This is a genomic window from Bradyrhizobium sp. TM239, assembly GCF_036247985.1.
Taxonomy (GTDB): domain Bacteria; phylum Pseudomonadota; class Alphaproteobacteria; order Rhizobiales; family Xanthobacteraceae; genus Bradyrhizobium; species Bradyrhizobium ottawaense.
The window spans coordinates 140,832-162,507 of sequence record NZ_BTIR01000003.1; the positions used below are offsets into that span (position 1 = coordinate 140,832).

Annotated in this window: 4 protein-coding genes; 2 read left to right on the top strand and 2 right to left on the bottom strand. The window is 65.8% G+C overall.

Annotated features, from left to right (window positions below; all coding sequences use genetic code 11):
* Positions 1-8: 8 nt before the first annotated feature.
* Complete coding sequence (locus AABA84_RS06970) at positions 9-16,739, bottom strand: leukotoxin LktA family filamentous adhesin (RefSeq protein WP_338311700.1); 16,731 nt, start codon at positions 16,737-16,739, stop codon at positions 9-11.
* A 69-nt stretch (positions 16,740-16,808) separates the two neighbouring features.
* Complete coding sequence (locus tag AABA84_RS06975) at positions 16,809-17,558, bottom strand: hypothetical protein (RefSeq protein ID WP_212248571.1); 750 nt, start codon at positions 17,556-17,558, stop codon at positions 16,809-16,811.
* 295 nt (positions 17,559-17,853) lie between these two features.
* Here AABA84_RS06975 and AABA84_RS06980 point away from each other — a divergent pair, with 295 nt between their 5' ends.
* Both AABA84_RS06980 and AABA84_RS06985 read left to right on the top strand, forming a co-directional pair.
* A complete protein-coding gene (locus tag AABA84_RS06980; RefSeq protein WP_212248569.1) occupies positions 17,854-18,885 on the top strand; it encodes an ABC transporter substrate-binding protein in 1,032 nt (343 codons plus the stop codon).
* Positions 18,882-21,575, top strand: a complete 2,694-nt coding sequence (locus AABA84_RS06985; RefSeq protein ID WP_338311701.1) for a hybrid sensor histidine kinase/response regulator — start codon at positions 18,882-18,884, stop codon at positions 21,573-21,575. Before AABA84_RS06980 ends, AABA84_RS06985 begins: the two co-directional genes overlap by 4 nt.
* Positions 21,576-21,676 lie beyond the last annotated feature (101 nt).

A 21,676-nucleotide genomic window follows, 5' to 3' on the forward strand; every position in this document is an offset into this window, starting at 1 on the left:
GAATCCAATTACCATGCCTGTGCGAGACGGCCAACGGCCGGCTTCGCCGTTTCAACCGCCGCATCCTTCCAGCCCGATCGTCCCGCGCGTTGTCCCTTCTGGCGCAGCTTGCGCATGTCGCTGAGCCCTTCGATGTTGACCGCGGGGCCGGAGCCGACCGCCTCGACCGGCCGCGGCGTCAGCAGCGCGTCGATTCGCGCCTGGCCGGAGAGACCGAGCAGGTAGAACGTCCCCCCATCCTTCTTCGCGAGCCAGGTCTCGATGCTCTCTTTGCCCTCGCCGTCGACCGCGATGTTGCGCATCATGCTGGCACCCGTGAAGTCGTTGCAGCAAGTGTGGGTCGACCCGTAATTGGTGACGGTCGCCGAGACATCGCCGGTATAGAACACCACATAGGCGTTGCTGACATTGGCGTTGCCGGTCTGGCTCATCGTGAACACGCCGCCCGGCTGGTAGAGCTGCAGCGACGGCCAGCTGGACGGCGCCGGCGTACGGTTGTTCAGGAGTATCTGCTGGGTCGCTGTGGTGAGCATGAGCTGGCCCGGCACGTAGCCGTTCAGAATCGAGACGGCCGGCGCGTCGGTCCAGAAGTTTGCGTCCACCACCCTGAACTGGTTGACGATGATGCTGTCAGGATCGATCGAGACGTTGGCATATTTGGCGACACCGCCGTTATAGCCGGTGATGTTCAGGATCAGCGGGACCGCCGGGTTCGAACGGATCTGCTCGCCCTTGACGTTGATCGTATCGGCCGCGAGGTCGAGCTCCCGCACGACGCTGACCCAGTTGATCGTCAGGTCACCCAACGAGGTCATCTTGACGACGTCGCCGCTGATCCGGTCGAGCGAGACCGGTCCGACCACGTCGAAATGCGTGTCGCCGTGCGCGGAGATCGATCCGCCGCGGAGCGAGCCCGTGTCGGACTTGATGTTGAGGTCGCCGGCATCGCCCGGGATCCCCGTCGTGGTGAGCTGGCTGAAGACGACGTCGTTCACGGCATGCAGGGTCTGTGTGCCGCCGCTGATGGCAGTACCGATGGTGATCCCTCCGGTCGTCGCGGTGGCGTCGAGCGTGCCGCCAACGTTGAGATTATCCCAATGAACGACCGTGCCGCTCAGGACCGCGTTGCCGGTCGTGGCCGTGAGGTTATGACCGGTGTTGGTCCCCGCCGAGATCAGCCTCGCCGAGCCGTGGGCCGAGACCGAGCCGAGCGTCGGCACGCCGCCGGCCATCACGGTCTGCGCGTGGATGAAACCGGTGTCGGCGGTGACGTTGATGCTGCCGGCATCACCGTTGATACCCGTCGCCGTCAGCGCGTTGAAGGTGACGTTGTCATGGGCGTGGATGGTCTGCGTGCCGCCGCTCTGCGCGGTCTGGAAGGTGATGCTGCCCTGCCCCGCGGTCGCGCCCAGCGTCGTCCCGACATTGAGGACGTTCCAGTCGAGCGGGCCGCCGTTGGCCGTCAGCAGTCCGGAGCCGGTCGTCGCGGCGAGCGTGTTGCCGGTGATGGTCGTGGCCGCAACGAGGCTCGCCGAGCCATGGGCCGAAACCGAGCCCAGCGTGGTCACGCCGCCCGACGTCACCGTCTGCGCCAGGATGAAGCCGGTGTCGGCGGTGACGTTGATGCTGCCGGCGTCGCCGCTATTGCCGGTGGCCGCGAGCGATTTGAACGTCACATTCTGGGTGGCGTGGACCGTCTGCGAACCGCTGCTGTCGGCGGTGCCGATGAGGATGCTGCCATTGTTCGCGACGGCGCGGAAAGATCCGCTCGCGCCGGTCGCCGTGCCCGCCACCACCTCGGCCAGCGTCAGTCCGCCGGTGCCGATGATGTCCACGCTGCCCTTCACCGCGGACAGCAGGCTCACCTCGGTGTCAGCGAGAACCTTGACGTAGATATCGCCGGCGCTCGCGCTCGCAGACAGCCGCGCGGCACTGAAGGTAAACCGCCCGGCCGCACTGCCGATGCCGTTCGATGCGCTCAGCGAGAGCTCGGCGCCCGCGCCTGAGGCAATGAACTTGGTCTGGCCGTCGCCATTGTCGATGATCGCTCCGAGCGAAGCGACGCCGCCGGCGGTGACGATGATCGACGGGGTGTTCGAGGCGGCCGCATAGGATAGCGACGAATTCAGTTGGCCGATCGTCGCATCGCCGGTCGTCGTCACCGAGATCAACCCGGGCGCGTTGATGGCCGAATAGGCGCCCATCGACAGGGTGGAAGCCACCAGCGTCACGCCGCCCGTGCTGCTGGTCGCAACCACCGGCGCCGCACTGGTGCCGGCCGCGAAGGTCATGCCGCGATTGGCGAGCAGCTGCATCAGGCCGTCGCTGGTGATGCCAGTATTAATGGTGAGTGCGCCGCGCGCCACGTTCAGCGTCAACGCGCCGCCGGCCGTCAGCGCCCCATAGGGGCCGCTGGTGCCAACCGCGAGATCGCCGGTGACCGCGAGGATGCTGAGGTCGCCGACCGCCGAGCCGGTCACCGCGCCGGAGATGTTCACCTGCAGCGGCTGGAAGGCCCCGCCGTTGAAGCCGATGCTGCCGCCGGCGCGCAGGTCGAGGTCGGTGCCAAGGATGTGGATCGCGGAGCGGTCCGTGAAGCCGGCCTCGGCGTAGATGCTGCCGGTCGCGGCGAGCTGGATCGCATTGCCGGCGGCGATGTTGCCGAGGATGAGATCGCCGGTGGTCTGCTTCACATAGATGCCCTGCGCCGACGAGACCTGGTCGAGCTGGTCGTTGCCCGGGTCGGCAAACGCGATCTGAAGCGCGTTGGCGTTGGTCGCGGGATTGCTTCCGGCAGCCCCGGGGGCGCCGACATTGCCGTGCTCGGCGATCAGGGTCAGGTTGGCGATATCGCCCGAAATCACGGCCCCGCCCACATTGGCGGAGATGTTGGTCACGGCGTCGAGCTTGACGTCGCCGCGGCCGGTCACCGCGATACCGTTGGCCTGCGCGGCCGCGATCGGGCCGTAATTCGCGGTGACGCCGCCGAGCGCGAGGCTGTTCTTGCTGCCGAGATAGACGTTGGTCAGTGCCTTGGCCGAGATCGCGATCGGGTTGTCGACGACGACGAGGTTCTGCTGCGACAGGCTGACCGTATAGGTCGTGACGTGGGTCGTCGGATCCGTGACCGCGCCGACGGTGAGCTGGCCGGGGCCGGCGGTGGCCAGCAAGCCCCTCTGCTCCGGCGTCAGCGACGAGGAATCGACGCTGGTGAAGGTGAAGGTCTGGGGCGCAGCCGAATTGCCGACCGAGCCGCGCGGCGCGTAGAGCATGATCTGGTTGGCGCTGACATTGGCCACGACGTTCTCGTCGATCGGCGGCGGTGCCGCGCCGACGGCCGACGACGACACCGTGTAGGCGAGCTGGCTCTGCGTCCACTGCGAGCCCGCGGTGATGATGCTGTAGACCCGCTCGGTCGATGCGAGCGTGTAGCTGTAGTTTGCATTGTAAGCGCCAAGCGCCGTCTGCAACGCCGTGTTGCTCGGCATCCGCTGGCTGGTGGTCGCCACGCCGTCGAACAGCTTGGTGAACAGGGTCGCCGACAGCGAGCTGCCGAACACGGTCCCCAGCGGATCCGCGGGAGCGGCACCGAGCAATGTCGTCAGCGAGGTCTTGAGCTCGTCGGTGGTGATCTTGCCGAGCAGGAACTGATCCCTCAGGAACCGCGTCGTGGCCTCGGTCTTCATCTGCGTCGCGGTGACGTCGGCAGGGTCGATCCCGAGCTTGGCCGCCACCTGCGCCCGCAGCACCGTCTGCCCCACCGAGGTCGGGTTGTAGGTGCTGCCGTTCGTAAAGGCGATGTTCTTGAGCTGGAAATAGTCGTTGTAGGCCGACGTCACCATCGACTGATAGCTGTTGACGGCGTTGGTGGCGGCGTTGCCACTGACAAGGTCTAGGCTGGCCTGGACGTCCTGAAGATGCTGGCTCTGCGCCTGGGTCAGGCCGACCGCCGCCCGGCCGTTCAGGATGCTGGCCTGGTTGCCGTCGGAGCCGGCGGCCTCCAGGAAGACCGGGCCACCGGTCGACTGGATCGTGCCGAGGCGCAGATCGCCCTTGGACTGCACGATATAGGTGCCGGTGGCCGAGGCGCTGTCGAGGACGCCGCCATCGACGGTGCCATTGGCCTGAATCGTCCCTGTCGCCTGGATCACCAGCGGATTGATGTTGGTCAGGGTGGAGGTGCCGTTGACGACGGCGCTCGTCGCGCCGATCGCACCGCCGGTGGAATTGATCTCGATGTTCTTGCCGATCACGACGGGCGTGGCGATGTTGTAAGCGGACGCTGAGTTGACGTCGCCGGTCGCCGAGAGGAAGACGCTGCCCTGCGGCGTGGCGCCTGCCGAATTCACCTTGACGTGGTCGATCGACAGCGAGCCGACAGCCGCGATCGCGATGTCGCGGTCGATCGTATCGGCCTTCAGGCTGCCGCCATAGACCTGCACCTGGACGGGAACGCCGTTCGTGCCGCGCGTGCCGATGCCGCCATCCGCCGACAGCGTGACGTTCTTGCCCGAGATCATCGGGTTGTTGGCGTTCGCGCCTGAGGTGATGGCCGAATTGGCGCCGGTGGCGATGACCGTCGTGTCACCCGAGAGGTTGTTGATCGGCCCGTTGATCACGATGCCGGAATTCGAGCTGACATTGACAGTGCTCGCGCCGCCGCCACTGAACTGGATGTTGATCGGGTTCGATGCCTTCACCGTGTTGGTGAGCGTCAGGGTCAGGTGATCGTAGATCTGCTGGAACCAGTCGTAATGACCGTCCGCGCCGCAGCACATCCCAGCCGACGTGTTGTAGCCACCGCCATGATAGCCGCCGGTCGCCGTGACCACTTCCTGGAAGTTCGCGGTCTGCAATTGGCCGGTGTTGCCGCCTCCGCCCGTGGCTTGCATCACGTTCTCGACCAGGCTGACGGTACGGGTCCAGTTGTCTCCGGACGCGTTCGGCGTGTAGTGCCAGCCATAGTCGAACTGCGTGCTGGTCGTCGGACGATCCAGCGTCGCCGTGTCGACCCACTGGTAGTACATGTTGGGCTTTACAGTATACTGGATGCCCGCTGTTCCGCTCATACCGCTCAGCATCGCGGCGGTGTACGAGCTCGCATTGACGCCGGCCGCCCTGTACGTCGACACCTGCTGGCCGCCCGACGCGGAGGGATTGTAGACGTACCACGTCGTCTGCTGCTGGAGCTGATCGACGATCTGGATCACGCTGGGCGCGCTGACGCCGGTGTTGATGGTGTTGGTGACGAGCTGGAGCCCAGTCGTGTTGTTGACCGTGATCGTGCCCGCACCACCCTTGACCGCGATCGTGCCCTGGGAGGTGCCGTCGGTCGAGGTCGAGATGATCTTGCCGTTCAGATAGACGTAGCCGCCCGAGCCCTGCACCACGCCGTTCACCATGATCTGGTCGGTGAGAGCGTTGTACTTCACGCCGATCTTGATATCGCTGGAGAACTGCGTCGTCGCAGCCGCCGTGATGTCGTAATAGCTGCCGTTCCGCGCGTTGGCCTGGGCCTGGGCGAAGTCCCCGCCATTGTTGCTGGTCTTGAGACCGTTGATGGCGGACAGCACCCCGCCGCCGATATCGACCGAGTAATTACTGCTCGTGCCGCTCTGGATGAGGCCGTTGACGTTGATGACCCCCGCCGAGATGATGATCGCCTGGCCGAGGATGAAGGGCCGATCCGAGGGGTTCTGGTACCCTGAAGGCGTGGTCGAGGCCCAGTTCGAGCTCGCGTTGGTGTTCGCGGTCCTCGGTGTGATCACGTCGTTCTGGATATTGACGACCTGGAAGTACGCCGAGCACCCCGAGCAATTGAACGGCGAGTAGTACGTGTCCGTGTGCGTCGAGGTCGAACCGTCGGGGTGCGTTGTAACGGTGTCGTGGGTCGTGTTGCTGAAGACACCCTGGCCGGCGTAGGTATTTTGCTCCCACGGCGCGGTCGAAATCTGCTGGACCGTCGGGCCTTCCATCGCCGCAAGCGTGGCGGTGCTGCCCACGCTGCCGCCGCCTCCGTTGGGCGAGCCGTTGCCCATCGGCAGGAAGATCGCCGAATAGAGCGACAGGCCGTCGTAATAGGTCATCAGCATGCGGGCGGTGAAGACCGTGCTGTTGGCGGCCGTCTGCTGGACGCCGCTATGGCCGTCGACGCAGCAATAATAGAAATACGGGTGATTGCCGCCGTCGCCGATATGCGGGCTGTACGCGTAGGCGCCATAGGCGCCGAGATAGGTCGCCGCCGCCATCACCGCCGTCAGCGTGTCGTTGTCGGCCGGCTTGTATTCGACACCGGCCCATTGCGAGGTGACATCGTGGTTGGAGTTGTAGAAGCTGCCGACGCCGCCGAGGAAGATGAATGAGCCGTTGGGCGCCACCATCTGGATGGTCGCGGCATTGAGCGACTGCGACGCGACGACGCTGCCGAGCTGGCTGGTGATCTTGAGCAGCCCGTTCTCGTTGGTGACGATGCCGTCGAAATAAATGTCGGGCTTGCGGGTCAGCTGGTTGCCGTTGCCGTCGACACCGAGCCCGGTGCTGGGATCGAGGCGGTTGTAGGTGGCCGAGATGTCGATGATCGGCGTCGCGCTCGGCGTGGCGGTGAAAGTCACGTTGGAATGCGAGTCCGGGTCGACATGGTCGATCTGGCGGTAGGTGATGTTTCCGCCGGTCACATTGGTGACCGTGAGGTTCGCGAAGTCCATGAAGTCGAGGCCGCGGTTCTCGACCCTGATCGTCGGCGAACTCTGCGCGGTCACCGATGGCGCCGTGTGACCGGACAGGCTGTTTCCAGTCAGCTTCTGCGCCAGGATCGAGACATTGCCCGCAGACACCAGGATGTCGCCGAACGCGAAGGCGTTGCCGGCGGCGTCGGAAGTATACGGCGCCTGCTGGATCAGCGCGTTGATCTGGCGCTGGGCGTCGCCGGTCGGATCGGAGCCGGACGGCGCCATCGTGGCGGGATGTGCGGACGTCGACGTCGAGAGCTGGGTCCGGATCTGCGTCGCGGTCAGGCCCGTCAGCGTGGCCAGCTGGTTGACGATGTTGTCATAGGGGTTGAAGCCGCCGACGATGGTGTACTGGATCGTCTGGTGGTTCCAGCTCTTCACCGGGCTGAAATGATCGACATCGGCGACATATTCAAGCGTGGATGACAGCGACGAGTGAGGACTCGTCGTGCTCAGGGTCGGCGCGCTTGCACCGAGATCGATCGTGATGGTCACGTCGTTGTTGATGCCCGCGACCACCAGGCCGTTGAGCGCGACATCGCCCGTTCCGCTGGTATGGCTGTGGTTGTCGCTGTTCTTGGCGCTGAAGATGTCCAGATACGGATTGTAATTGCTGCCGTTGCCGGACGCGGTGACCTGCCCTTGCGTTGCGCCAAGGTAGATGTCCCGTACGCCGAGCACACGCGAGCTGTCGGCAAGCGTGAGGCTTGAGTCGTTCGCGGCATTGGCCGTGCCGCGATAAAGCGTGGAGATCGGAATGGCGGTGTTGTTGTAGACGACCGTCGTCGCCGTTGCCTGCACGCTGCTGAAGGTGATGGTATCGCCCGACATGCCGGCATAGATGTTGATGTCGCGCCATGCCTCGATTGTCGTGCTGCTGCCGACGTTGACCGCCTGGTTGGCATGGACCCAGCTGTTCGTGCTGGCGCCGACGCCGGCGATCGCCCCGTAGAGACTGGCGTTGGCGTTGTTGGACGCCGACATCGTCGCGGCCGTGCCGACGAAGATCTTGCCGACGCTGAACAATTCGCGGGCATTGATATTGACCGCGAGCGTGGCGTTCGCCGTCATGTTGGACTCGGCGCCACCGCCGGCGAAGAAGCTGGCCGTGGCCAGGCTCGCCGTGTCGGTCGTGCTCAGTGTGTTGTAGGCCTCGATATCGATCACCCCGGTCGCCGTCCGCGGATCGCCGTTGAGGCTCAGGATCGTTCCGGCGCCGATATTGGTGGTGACGTACTGGGTCACATGAGAGTCGCTCAGCGCTGCAGCACCCGAGAACGAGCCGCCGGAGCCCGAGCGTGCGCCGCCGCCGGCCTGGTTGACGTTGTCTTTGGAGATGACGACGATGTTGCCGCCATCCGTGTTGACGATCAGGTGCGTGCCGATCTCGGCCGTGGTGGTCGAGGTGACATCATTCTGCGCCTTGCCGGCAGAGACGCCGGCCGTGGACGCCTGATAGGCATCGCCGCTGGCCGCATAATTGGTGGTGTGCGTGGCCTTGACGCTGAGGCCGCCGAAATAGAGCGTGTCATCCGTCGTGCCGCCGTCGAACCGCGCATTGGTCACTGCGGTCGAACTGGTGGTGGCGACCGCGGCAGCGCCGGCATAGGTGCCGCCCGCGCCGACCGTCGCGTTGGAGACGTTGGTATCCGTGCCGGTGGCCGTGATCCGGAGGATGCCGGTGTAGTCGGTGTGGTTCAGATGGGTCGCGTCCATGTCCGCCGGCGCACCCAGATAAGCATAGGTGTGCGCGCTGGACGACGTCTGCGCGACGGTGGCGCCGAGCGCCAAGAATCCGCTCGAAAGGCCGGTTCCCTCGGCGTACTGGGCGCTGTCGTTCTCGGCCGCGATGGTGACGTTGGCGTTCGGTAGCCGGATCCCCGTCCCGCCATAGGCGTTCACCGTCGCGTTTTCGGACGCCACGGCCAGGCTGCCCTGCGCGCCGATCAGGGAGCCGCCGCCGCCCGCGAGCGCCTTGGCCCAGGTCGTCGTGCCGCTGATTGGAACCAGCGCCATGGCGGTCACCGCGAGCGCACCGCCCGAGAAGCTGGCGTTGTCGCCGACATCGGCCGTCACCGTGGCGCCGACCGTGGACTTGGCGATGGCCATGCCGACGGCAGCGCCGCCGACCGAAACGCCGATCGCCTCGCTCGCAAGATTGGGCGTGATCGACGCCGACACCAGCGTGCCGACGCCGGTCGCGGACGTCGTGATGGAGGCACTGCTGCCGATCTCCGCCAGCACGGACGAGTTCTCGTGGGCCTCCGCATCCGCACCGACGCCGGCGACGATGCCGCCGCCGAGTGCTGTGGCAGTCGTCGTCAGCGTGCCGGCACCGCTGGCTCCGACTGCCAGAGTCGCGACGTTGACGGTGGAGCCGTTCAGAACCCTCGCAGCGACCGAGCTCGTTCGGCTCGCCGTTGCGACCGAAGCGCCGACAGCCACGGCGCCGCCGGTGACGCCGCCCGTGAAGACCACCTGGGTCGTCGAATCCATCGCCATGACGGCGGCGCCATTGCCGGTGCCACTCGCGCCGGTGATCTGGCCGCCGAGCAGCGCCACCACGGAGTTGCTGACATTGCCGACCGCGACAGCCGCCTGGGCGCCAAAGTAAAGCGCCGCACCGCCGGCGATGGCCTCGGTGTCGACGGTCTTGCCGGCATAAGGCCCGGTAGTCGCGTCCTTGACGACCGCCGCAACGGTGACAATCGGCGCCGAGACCGCCAAAGGCGTATCGGCGGCCACCAGCACGCCGGAGCCGTTGCGTCCGTAGTCACTCAGATTGGCGAGCACGGTGCTGTTGACGCTGGTGTAGCCGATGCCCGCACCGATGCCGACATTCTTGGCAAAGCCGGCGCCGAGCAGATACATCTTGGCCGCGTTGGCGCTGGTGGCGGCGACGTTGACCTGCGTGCCCGTGACGTTGCCGCCCGCGATCTGCGCGACGACGACGTCGTTGCCGCCGCTCAGCACGTTGCTGACGTCGTAGGTCGAGCTGACATTGGCGCTGTTCGGATTGCCGGCCGTGCCGCTGGCGACGGCGTTGCTGCCCTGCGCGTTGCTGGTGCCGTGGTTCACGGACGCGATGGTGCCGCTGCCGCCCTGATTGAGCTGACCGGTCTGCTGGCCCTGGGTGTCGGCATCGGCGGTGTTGGTGCCGATGATGATGACGCCGACGGTCGCGCCGATGCCGACGCTGCCGCCGATGCCGGCGGTGACCGCGTAGGACAGCACCTCCTTGGTGCTGAGCGCATTGACGTTGATCGCGCCTGACGAGTTCAGATTGCTGTTCCAGCTCTCGGCAACGGTCCGGCTCTTGAACACGATGACGTTGGCTGCGGCGCCGACGCCGACGCCTCCCCCGCTGGCGCCGACCGCAAGTGCGCCTGCGATCTCCTTGATCGCCACGTCTTCGTTGGCGTTGATCGTCACCGCGCCGGCCGTACCGCCCGTCACCCCATGCAGCGTGGTGTCGTAGACGCCGGCGATGGTGGTGTTGTTGGCGACCTCAATGTTGGCCATGCCGGCGATAGCCGCCGTCCCGGTCGAGAGCGCGCCGCCGATCGCATAGGCCTCGAAACGGTTCTTGGACTTGGCCTCGACGTCGAGCGCGCCGCTCAGATTGAGCGCGGTCGTGTGCGCCGCGCCGTTGCCCTGATAGCGGAACTCGTCGCCGACATAGGCCAGCGTCCGATTCGAAGAGACCTGGACCAGGAACGCCGCGCCGATCGCGGCCTGGCTGCCATAGGCGCCGGAGCCGTTCGCGGAGAAAATGCCGGTGTTGTTGTTGGCGTTCACCGTCAGTGACGCGGCCGTCAGCGCGCCGCCGTCAACATAGGCTTCCGTCGTCGCCTGGAAGACGTTCAGGCCGACCGAGCCGGTGTTGAAACCGATCGCGATCGACGACGCATCCTGCTCCGCATTGGCCTTCACAGTGACGGCGCCGACCGTCTCGCTCGACGACTGCACGCCGCCGACAGTGGCATTCGTGATATAGGCCAAGGTCTCGCGCGACATCGTCGTCGAGATGATCGTCGCGCCACCGCCGCCACTGCTGCCGTAAGCGATGCCGGCGCCGAACGCGCCGGAATAGGAGAAGCTCGACGCGGCGACCTCGATCTGCGGTTTGAGCGTCGAAGAGGTCAGGCGCGTGTCGATGGCCGCGCTGTCGATATAGGCCCTGGTCGACCCGCTCATCACGTTGGTGATCGGATTGATCATGATGGCGATGCTGGAGCTCGCGGCAAGCGAGGCGACGTTGGTCACGACGGCCTGGTGCGAGCTCGCCACCACGGCAAGGCCGCGCAGGATGTCCTGGTTCTCGGAGAGGTCGGGCGTGGTGTCGGTCGGCGCGTGGGCAGTACCGAGATCGAAGGCATGGACGAGCGAGCCGTTGTTGACCGACAGCGTATCGGACGAACTGGTTCCGAGCGCATCGACCTTGGTGTTCGCCCCGCTGATATAGGCTGCGGTGGTTCCGGTGATCTGGTTGGTCACCAGCGAGCCCGCACCGCCGGCCGCGCCGGTCGAGATGGAGAGCGCGCCGGCGATCGCGGACACCTTGTCCGAATTGCTTGCGATGACGCCGACATTGTTGTTCGCCGTGACATCGGCACCGTTGATGCCGTTGGTGCCGGCTGCGGTGATGCTGGCGGTGACGTTGGTCCCCATCAGGCTGGTGACGACCGACCCTGCAAGTCCGACCTCCGAGGACGCTGCGATGCCGATGGCAACGTTCGAAATGCTGGCGTTCGAGCCGGCACCGATAGCGACGCTGCCCGTCGCGGTCACCCTGGACCCGGTCACGCCGGCGCTCACATTGTTGGCAATGTTGCTGTAGACCAGCGCAAGGCCACCGGCATTTCCATCAGGCGCGCCCGCCGCGAGCGCGGCGCTGCCCTTGATGCTGGAATTGTCGGTCGCCGTGACGGACACGGTGGTGGCGGCAACTGTCGAATTCGACGTGCTCGACAGGTTGTTGCCGATTCCGGCTGAAACCGTGTTGGTGATCGAGCTGATAGTCGTGCCGGCAACGCCGGCGAACTGCCCGCTCCCTCCGGTGAGGCCGATCGTAACCGACTGGATCTTCGAGGAATCGACCGCCCCCACATTGACGCGGCCGTTGGCGGTCGAAGCCTGGAGCAGCACATTGGCGATGTAAGCCGAATGGGTCGTTGCGATGGTGTCATAGACGATCGAGGCGCCAACGGCGTTCTGGGCGGCGTTGAGCACGCCTGCGACGGAAATGATGCTGGCGCCCGGCCCGTTGCCCATGCCTCCATTGAGCGCGGCGGCGCCGAAATCGATGCAGTTCTGTCCGCCCGTGCCGCCGCGGACGGTGCAGGTGTCCGAGGCGAGGTGATCGTTGTTCGACTTCTTGACGAGATTTCCGAGCGCGGTGTCGAGTGCCGACACCGCGCCGCTGTCCGCGAGAACTGTCACGCCGCCGACGTTGATGTTCACCGTTGCGCCGCTGTTGATATAAGCCGTCGTGGTCGGGGTGATCTCGTCGACGACGACGGCGCCGGACAGCGCGTTGCCGTTGGTCGCGGCGCCACCCGAGGCCGCACCCGCCGCGATCACGCTGGCACTGTCGGCCAGCACCAGGAGGGTGTCGTAGTTCGAGATCGAGGTCGTGCGGATATGCGCGTCGGTCGCGTTTCCGCCCGCGGGATCGGCAATCGACGCGTAGGTCAGTCCGATGCCGACCCCGGCCTGGCCACCCGACATGTAGAGCACACCGCCACCGATCGCGATGTTCGTCGTCTGGTAGGCGTCGACCTCGAGCGCGCGATTGACGCCGGTCGACTGGCCCGTGATCGTCGAGCTCTCGATATAGGCGTTGGCGCTGTCCGTGATGATGCCAACCGAGGCCGACAGCGATGCCGCGTTGGATTTCGATCCCGCCACGCCGAGGGCGACGACCATTTCCGAGCCGCCGTTGAGCGCCTGCACCGTCGCCGAACTCTGGTTGTTCATGGTGGTGCCGTAGATGTAGGCGAGCGTTGCGTTGTTCGACATCGCCGCGGCGATCGCCCCGCCGATCGCAGCGCCTTGAGCGGACGCGCCGGCCAGATTGAGCGCCGCGGAGCCGGAACCATTGTTGAGCATGGTGTCGTTCAGTGCCTGAACGATCGTATTGGTCACCACGGTGCCGGTCGTGGTGTACTTGTTGACCGTCGTATTCTTGATACAGGCGCTGGTGCCGAGCGAGACGTCGCTGATCGACGAACTGCCGGCGAGATCGATGCTGAAGCCGCTCGTGCTCGATCCCGAGGTCGAGCCGATCTTGCTCGCAGCCGTCGCCACGCCGGCGGCCCCTCCGGTCGCGCCAGCGCCGGCTGCACCCGCCTTGTCGGAGAAACTGGAGGCCTGCGGCTCGGAGATCGATGCCGCGACGGCGGCTGCGGTGATGCGCCCGGAGGTGGTCGCGCTGATCGTGAGGTTGTCGACATTGACCGCCCCGCTGCCGCCGCCATTGCCGGCAAACGGATCGTTCGAGCTGAACGGGCCGGGGCGGATGTCGGAGTGGTTGTCGCCGATATAGGCGGAGGTGTCGGTATTTGCGCCCAGATAGGCGACCGCCAACCCGACCGCCGAACCTCCGCTGGTGTTTCGGCTCATCGCGCCGGCCAGCGTCACCACCGACAGATCCTGCTGCGCCAGGACGCCGACTGTCGGCGCATAGACGGTGGCCTGGCTGGAGATCGAGGCATGCGTCGTGTTGTTCAGGAAGCCGAGCGAGGTGATGCCGTTCAGCGCCAGCGCACCGGCGGCCTTGCCGGACGACGGTGCGACGGCGATGAACTGATCCGAGGTGATCGCGTTGACGGCGATGTCGTCCGCCGCCCGGAGCGTCGCGTGGTCCGAAACGCCGGCAATGGTGTTGGTGTTGAACTGGACGAGATTGAGCGCGCCGCCGATCGAGGAGCCGCCCGAGGTGTTGCCCGGCAGGAAGCCGAGCGTGCCGACATTGCCGGCCGCGTCGATCGACGCCGTCGTCGTGGTCGCCGCGATCTGAATGCTGGCATTGTAAGTGTGGACGTCGCCATTATCCATCCCGGCCGACCAGCTGCTGCCGCAGGCCGCGGTCGCGCATGTCGCCGTCAGGCTCGCGCTGCCCGCAACCCACGCCGTCGTGTTGTTGTTCACGACGAAATGGTTGAGAGAACCGGCGATACCGATCGTGTCTCCGGCGTCGGCCGTGGCATTGGCATAGCTGGTCAGGATGTTGCCGCCGACGCCGAGACTGCCGTTGAGATGGCTCAGCACCGCACCGAGCCCGTCCCATTTCAGCCAGGTGTTGGTGATCGGCAGTTCGGTGGTGGCATCGACGGCGATGTTGGCCGCGTTGATCAGCGTGCCGCCCCCGACATAGGCGTTCGAATTATGGGTGAAGTTGCCCCAGGCGACAGCCGCGCTGATCGCCGTCCCCTCGCCGGTCGACACGTCCTTCGTGATCGCGCTGGACGTCGCATTGCTGCGAACGCCGCGATCGATGACGTTGCTGGCAACCGCAACGTTGCCGCTGGCATAGATGCTCGGTGCGCCGCCGCTCGGGCTCTGCGCGATCGCGGCGGTCGCGCTCTGGGTGCTGTTGGCCAGCGAGAGCGCGCCTGCGACCTTGAAGTCGAAGCTCAACGGCACCAGCGAGGTCATGTGGTCGAAGACGAAGTGCGTCGGCGAATCGACGTTCGAGACCGCGAACTCCTGGATCGCCGCGATCAGCGCCGGCAAGCCGGCGATGGACGAGGCCATCGTGGAATTGCTCGTGGTGTCGGACGTCGCCTCGACCAGAACGGAGCCGTTCATCCGGTTGGCGGCACTGGTTCCGAGCGATGCGCCGAGCGTCGCGGTCGCAGACGTCGTGACGTCGCTGATGGCGACCGCGGCGCCGACAGCGCCGCTCGCATTCGGCCCGCTCGCCGCGACCGACGTTGCGCTGGTCGAGAACGAGTTGTTGTTGATCGCGCGCACCTTCAGGGTGCTGCCGCTCGTATTCACCAGGCCCGCCGCGATATGCGCGCCGGTCTCGACGTTGGCGGTCGTCGACACCGATCCCTTGGAGTAGGCCACCGTCGGGACGATCTGCGCGCTCGTCGATGCCGCGAGGGCAGAAACGGCAATGGTCGCATCGTTGAGCGCCTTGATCTCGAGGTTGCCGCCGGCGTTGATCGTCGCGCCCGAGGCGATGTTGGTGGTCACGTTGCCATCGATCTTACCGACGACCACACCGGCCGCGACCGGCGTGAGACTGCCGAGCAAGGTGGATGCGACCGCCGGATCCGACGCGGTCTCGGTGGCGTGTGCGGAAATGGTGACGTCGCCGCGGCCGTTGATGTCGGCATGGCTGTTGATGTTGATCGTCGCGGTCGCGCTGGCCGCGACATAGCCGCCATTGAGCCCGAGCAGCGAGGCAGCGAGCGTCGAGCCGACGAGCGCGAGATCACCGACCGCAGAACCGTTCAGGAAACTCGACACGGCCGTCGAGGTCGCGGTGATCGAGACGGTACCACCGGTAATCTTGCCGTCGACCGTGATCGCCGTCGCGGCTGTGGCCTGACCGGACAGCTTGATGTCGCTCGCCGTTGCCCGCAACGTCACATTGCCGTCGGCGTAGGTGGTTCCGCCGAAATTGACCGACTGCGCCAGGATCTGCGCGCCATTCATGATCTCGATGTTCGGCGCGTCGATGATGACGTTGTTGGCGTTACCGGTCGAATGGCCGGAACCATCGAGACGACGGGCGTCGATCATCGCATGCGCGGCGAGCGTGATGGAATGATCCGCCTGGATGAGGTAGTCGGCACCGGCGCTGAGCCCGGCGAGCGCAGCCGCGACGGAGCTGTTCGACAGCGTCACGCCGGTATCGCCCTGGGCGGCATCGCCGACGACCAGGTCGGTCGGATCGATCAGCAACGTGCCGGCCTTGCCGTTGGCCGCGCTGAGATTGACCTTGATACCCTGGCCGATGTCGATGACGCCGTTCGCGCTGAAATCGACCAGGCCTGCATTGCCGGTCTTCGCGCTGGCGTTGAACCTGGCCCCGCCCGTCACGGTCAGATTCTGCGCCGCCTTCAGACGGATCTCGCCGGCATCGCCGGTCTTGCTGGCGATATTCAGCCTGGCGTTCCTGCCGATATCGATGTTGTTGCCGGCCTGCACCGTGATGTTGCTCGGCGTCGAGGTCCTGCTGTGCGCGGTCAGGCGGCCGTTGACGCGAGCGTTGTTGACGGCACCGATATGGATCGAACCGTTGCTGACGGTGATCGAGCTGGCGCTGCGCAGGCCCTTGGAATTGACGGATGCCGCGAACTTGGCGGCGTGGTCGAGATTGGCGATGTCGCGCTGGGTCGCGCCGCCGACGAAGACGTTCTGCCCGGTCAGGCGCACGCCGTCCTGGGCATTGACCCGGCCGTAGATGCGGATGTTGCCGTCCGGCGAGACCGGGAACGAGCCCGCCATGAGATTGCCCACCGCCGTGCCGTTGATCGCACCGCCCGGACCGATCAGGCTGTCGGTGAACTCGCGCGTCGGGGTCGAGACATTGAGGCTGCCGACATTGACCACGCCGCTGCGGCCGACCACGAAGCCCTTGGGGTCGGCGAAATAGACGTTACCGCCGATTGAGCCGTTCATGTAGGAGTTCAGCGTGCCGTTGACGTAGACCGGCGCGTCGCGAACGATGTTGACGAGGTTTCGCGTCCCGGTCGGCAGTTGCAGGTTGACCGTATTGCCCTGCCCGACGCTGAACTGCGAGAACGAGTTGAAGGCGTTGTTGCCCGAGACCGTCGACGTCGTGACGTTGGTGACGCTGCCGGAAGTTTGAAGGCTGGTCCCGGTGCGGCCGTCGGGAACGATGACGTTCGCCGTCTGCGCCTGAAGGCGGACGCTGTACACCGGCAGGAAGACCATCTGCATTGCGCAGAGCAGCGACATCGAACGGAAGCGCGCCAGCCCCCGCAGCGTCGTCCGCTCGTCATTGTCTCGCGCCGCAGATGGTCCGCGCATGTCAGATCCTCTTCATCGGCATTGGCGCCGATCCACAACAGGGTGGGAGAATGTCGAGCGATCCCGACATCAGAACTGGCCGGGCGGCAGCTTGAAGATGTCAGGGCTCTTGGCGTCGGCCACGTAGAACAGCAGCAGGCTTGTCGGCGTCAGCACACGCTGGTTGTTCTCCTTGTTCTCGAACGTGCCCTGGAGCAGCAGGATCACCGAGCGATCCTTGGCGTCGCTGCCGCGGAACATCACGATGCCGCCGGCGACGGGCATGTTGACGGCGATGGAGTCGGGCTTGAAGCCTTCGCCCATGAAATGGGCGCGCAGGATGTTGGCGTTGGAGAACAGCTTCTCCGGCGTGATCGCTGCGTCAGTCGCCTTCGACCAGACCGCGCCGACCTGGATCAGCGACTTCGACTTGTAGCCGAACACGTAGGAGAGTTCGGCGGTGCCGCCGTTCGGCAGTAACTCCGGAACAGACAGCAGAATGCTGTGCGTCAGCTCGGACGCGTTGTCCTGTGACTTGATGGCGTCGGGCTTGGCGTTGAAATCCTTCGTCATCGCCGCGCGCACATCGGCCTCGTTCATGCCGAACTTGGCGGAGCGGAAACCGTCGATCGCCTTGATCTTGTCGTCCGCGGCCGGTGTCTCGGCCGAATTCGCCCCGGCGGCGACGGGCGTGCCGGCTGCAGCGGGAGCGCCGGCCGCAGCCGCTCTGGGTGCCGGCGCAGCCTTCTGCTTCGGTACGGCGCCCTGGGCCGCGAGCGGTCCGGCAGCAATGAAGGTGAGCAGGCCGACGACGGCCGGAATGAGATAGATTTTGCGCATCGAGAACCTTCGAAACAACTTGAAACAACGCTTCAAAAATCGGTAGCTGCGAAATCGCCTTCCCCGAACCGTCGTCGCAACCGAGACGGAAAATGCTGCAACGCGACAAGGCGTTACAAGGCGTCACGAAGCAGACAACGCTCGAAGCAGCGACTCTTTGGCAGCGTAGGAATACGGTATCGGGCTGCCAAACGCTGCGAATGAGCATTCATAAGCGCATTTTTTCATCAATTGTGGATGCCGGCCGTTCGCGCTAAGCATCCGCTCCGGGGCAAGCCATCATGCGAAGAGTATCATGACCGAACGGCCTTCCGCTCTCGCGGTCGATCGCCGCGGCTTCATTCGCCTTGCGGGTGCAACCGCCGCGGGATGGGCCGCGCTTGGCGCAACGTCGGATCGCATGCGGATCGTCGGATCGCTGACCGCATTGCCGCTCGACGACGAGCTGACCCGGCGGAGCATGATCGACAGTGCAACCTCCCGCCTCGGCGGCCTCGTCGCCGGCTTGAGGCAGCGCGGCTGGGTCGAAGGCGTCAACTTCCGCCTCGAGCTCCGTTCGACCTTCGGCACACCGGACCGGCTCAAGGCCGCGATTCAGGAATTGCTGGAGCTGAAGCCGGATGTGATCCTGACGGGGTCGACGGTCGAAACCGTGGCGGTCCTTGCCGCCACCAGGACCATCCCGATCGTCTTCGCGACCGCCAACGATCCCGTCGGCAACGGCTTCGTCGAAAGCCTTGCGCATCCCGGCGGCAACGTCACCGGCTTCACCAACAGCACCGCCGAGATGGGCGGCAAATGGCTGCAGCTGATCCGCGAGGCCGTGCCCGATCTTGCGCGCGTCGGTATCCTGTTCAACCCTGCGACCACCCCTCGCGGCGGGCGCTTCTTCCTCGACTCGATCGAGCAAGAGGCGTCCGAGTCCGGAGTGTCCGCGATCCCCGCCCCCGTCAACGCGCCGACGGACATCGACGAAGCCGTCGGGCGCTTCTCCGAGGCGCCCAAGGCGGCGATGATTGCGCTGGTCGACAGCTTCCTCGTCGTCAACCGGCAGGCGGTCGTTGCGGCGGCAGCCAAGTATCGCGTGCCCACGATCTATCCGTTCCACTACTTCATGGATGCCGGCGGGTTGATGAGCTACGGGCCGACGCTGGAAGTGCGCTCGGCCGATTACGTCGATCTCATCCTGCGCGGCACCAAGGCCGGCGACCTGCCGGTGCAATCGCCGCGGAAATACGAGCTCCTGATCAACCGCACCGTCGCCCGCACGTTGGGACTGACCATCCCGTTCACGCTGCTCGCGCGCGCCGACGAGATCCGCGAGTGAACGAAACAGTCGACCAGGGACATTTGCGAACGCCTCCCGGCCGGCTGTTCCGCAAATATCTCTACTCGATCGTCGCCCTCGCCTTTGCCGCGCTCGCCATCAACACCGGCTTCGACGTCTGGTTCTCCTATCGCGAGCAGAAGCAGCTTCTGGCGGCGACCCAGCGCGAGCAGGCAGCGTCCGCTGCGATTCAGATCGGCCAGTTCATCGGCCAGATCGAAAACCAGATCAGATGGCTCTCGCGCCTGCCGCCGGAGCTGTCGACCAACGAAGACGAGCGGCTGAACGCCATCCGTCTCCTGCGCCTCTCTCCGGCGATCGCGGAAATCGCCGAGCTCGACTCGCGCGGGCTTGAACAGATGCGCGTGTCCCGCCGTGTGGCGGACAGGATCGGCAGCAAGGCCGACCTCTCCGCCTCGCCCGCGTTTCGCGGTGCCAATGAAAGCCGGGCCTATTACGGGCCGGTCTACTTCTTCGGCGACACCGAACCATTCATGACGCTCGCCACGCGCGGAATTGGCCGCAATCCCAACGTGATCGTCGCCGAGGTCAATTTGCGTTTCATCTGGGACCTCGTCGCCGGGATCAGGGTCGGCAACACCGGCAAGGCCTATGTGGTGGACCGCACGGGGGTCTTGATCGCGCATCCCGATCTGTGGCGAGCCCTGCAACGCAGCGATCTCTCCGGCCACGCCGACGTCCGCGCCGCGCTCGACGGCGTGGGGCCGCCCTCCGGCGGCCTGGTCAAGGAGGACCTGTCCGGTCAGCGCGTGCTGTCGACCTATGCGACGGTCCCCTCGCTCGGCTTGCTGGTGTTCGTCGAGCTGCCGCTCAGCGAGGCCTATGCGCCGATCTATGCGTCCATTGGCCGTTCGACCTTTCTCCTCGTCGTCCTGCTCGCCGGCGCGGTATTGGTCTCTCTCCTTCTCAGCCGGCGCATGACGGGGCCGATCCAGCTGCTGACGCAGGGCGCGCGGCGGATCGGGAGCGGCGATCTCGGCCTGCGGCTCGCGATCAAGACCGGCGACGAGCTGGAAGCGCTCGGCGATCAGTTCAACCGGATGGCCGCGCAACTGCGCTATTCCTACGCGACGCTGGAGCGCAAGGTGATCGAGCGCACCTCCGAGCTGGAGAAGGCGCGCGATCAAGCCCTTGCCGAGCACGATGCCGCCGAGCGCGCGCGCAGTGCAGCTGTGGCGGCCAATGAGACCAAATCGCGCTTCCTCGCTGTCGTCAGCCACGAGCTGCGCACGCCGCTGAACGGCGTCATGGGCGTGCTGCAGCTGCTCGACGACGGCAGCCTCGGCGAAGCGCAGCAGCGCCGGCTCACGACCGCGGCCGCATCGGGCGAAACGCTGATCGCGCTGGTCGACGCCATCCTGGAATATGCGCGCCTCGAGGCCAGCACCGAAACGTTGGAGACGCGCGATTTCCGCCTCGGCCAGCTGATCGAAACGGCCGCCGACCTGATGCGTCCGCAGGCTTTCGGCAAGGGACTGACCTTCGACCTCGCCTGCGATGCGACGGTCAATACCTCCGTGCACGGCGATCCCGTGCGGCTCAATCGCATCCTGCTCAATTTGATCGGCAACGCGATCAAGTTCACCCCACGCGGCGGCATCGGCTTGAACGCGGCCGCCGAGCGCCACGACGATCATGTTCTGCTGCGCATCACCGTTCGCGATACCGGCATCGGCATCGCGCCCGACATGCACGAGCGGATTTTTGAGGATTTCGTGCAGGCGGACGACAGCATCGCGCGGCGGTTCGGCGGCACTGGCCTCGGCCTTGCGATCGCGCGGCGCCTCACCCGCCTGATGCGCGGCGAGCTGACGGTGGCGAGCACGCCGGGCGCGGGCAGCTCGTTCATGCTTGAAGTGCCGCTCGGCCGCGCCGCAAGCGGCATCGCGCAAGGCGCGCTTCCGCCGCCGTCGCGGCAGCTTCGCGTGTTGCTGGTCGACGACGATCCCGTCAATTGCGAGGTCGGCGAAGCGATCCTGAAGCGGCTCGGCCACCGCCCCACCCTCGCCGGCAACGGCGCCTCGGCCGTCGCACTTGCCCGCGATCAGGCCTTCGACGTCATCCTGATGGACCTGCACATGCCCGACATGGACGGCGTGGAGGCCGCGTCGCGGATCGGCAAGCTCGGTTTGCGGAAGATGCCACGCATCATCGCCGTCACCGCCGACATTTCCACCAAAGCCCGCGAGCGGCTCGCTGGCGCCGGCATCACCAAAATCGTGAGCAAGCCGATCCTGATCAACGCGCTGCGCGAGGCGATCGAGGACGATCCCAGGGAGGAGCCCGCCGCAGCGCAACTCGCTGCAGGTGCATTGATCGACCGGCATTTCCTCGACGATCAGAAGGAGCTGCTCGGCGCGACCCAGATCGCGAAACTCAACCAGCTTCTACGGCAAACGAGCGAGCAACTGATCGGCGATATCGTCAAGGCCGCGGACATTGGCGATCACGAGCAGCTCGCGCGGTCCGCCCATCAGCTCGGCAGCGCCGCGAGCGCACTCGGCCTCGTCCGCCTGTTCGAGCGCTGCCGCGAGATCGAGCTGGCGGCAGCCACGATGTCTCCACCCGAGCGCCAAAGTGCCGCGCGTGAGCTCGCTGCGCTGCGAGCAGCGTCGATGAGCGCGCTCGACGATCTGCTCCAGCCTACCGAGCAGCGATCGGTCAGCTAGATTTGCTCGGGTCGAGCTCTTAGCGTTTTGACCCTGAGCAGACCAACTCGGCTGAAATCGCACATTGACGTCTGCGAGCCCCCGGCGTTGAATGGTGTTTT

What these genes read in the sequence shown, in the direction of transcription:
- AABA84_RS06970 (WP_338311700.1), bottom strand. Translation starts at nt 16,739, where the DNA reads ATGCGCGGACCATCTGCGGCGCGAGACAATGACGAGCGGACGACGCTG.
- AABA84_RS06975 (WP_212248571.1), bottom strand. Translation starts at nt 17,558, where the DNA reads ATGCGCAAAATCTATCTCATTCCGGCCGTCGTCGGCCTGCTCACCTTC.
- AABA84_RS06980 (WP_212248569.1), top strand. Translation starts at nt 17,854, where the DNA reads ATGACCGAACGGCCTTCCGCTCTCGCGGTCGATCGCCGCGGCTTCATT.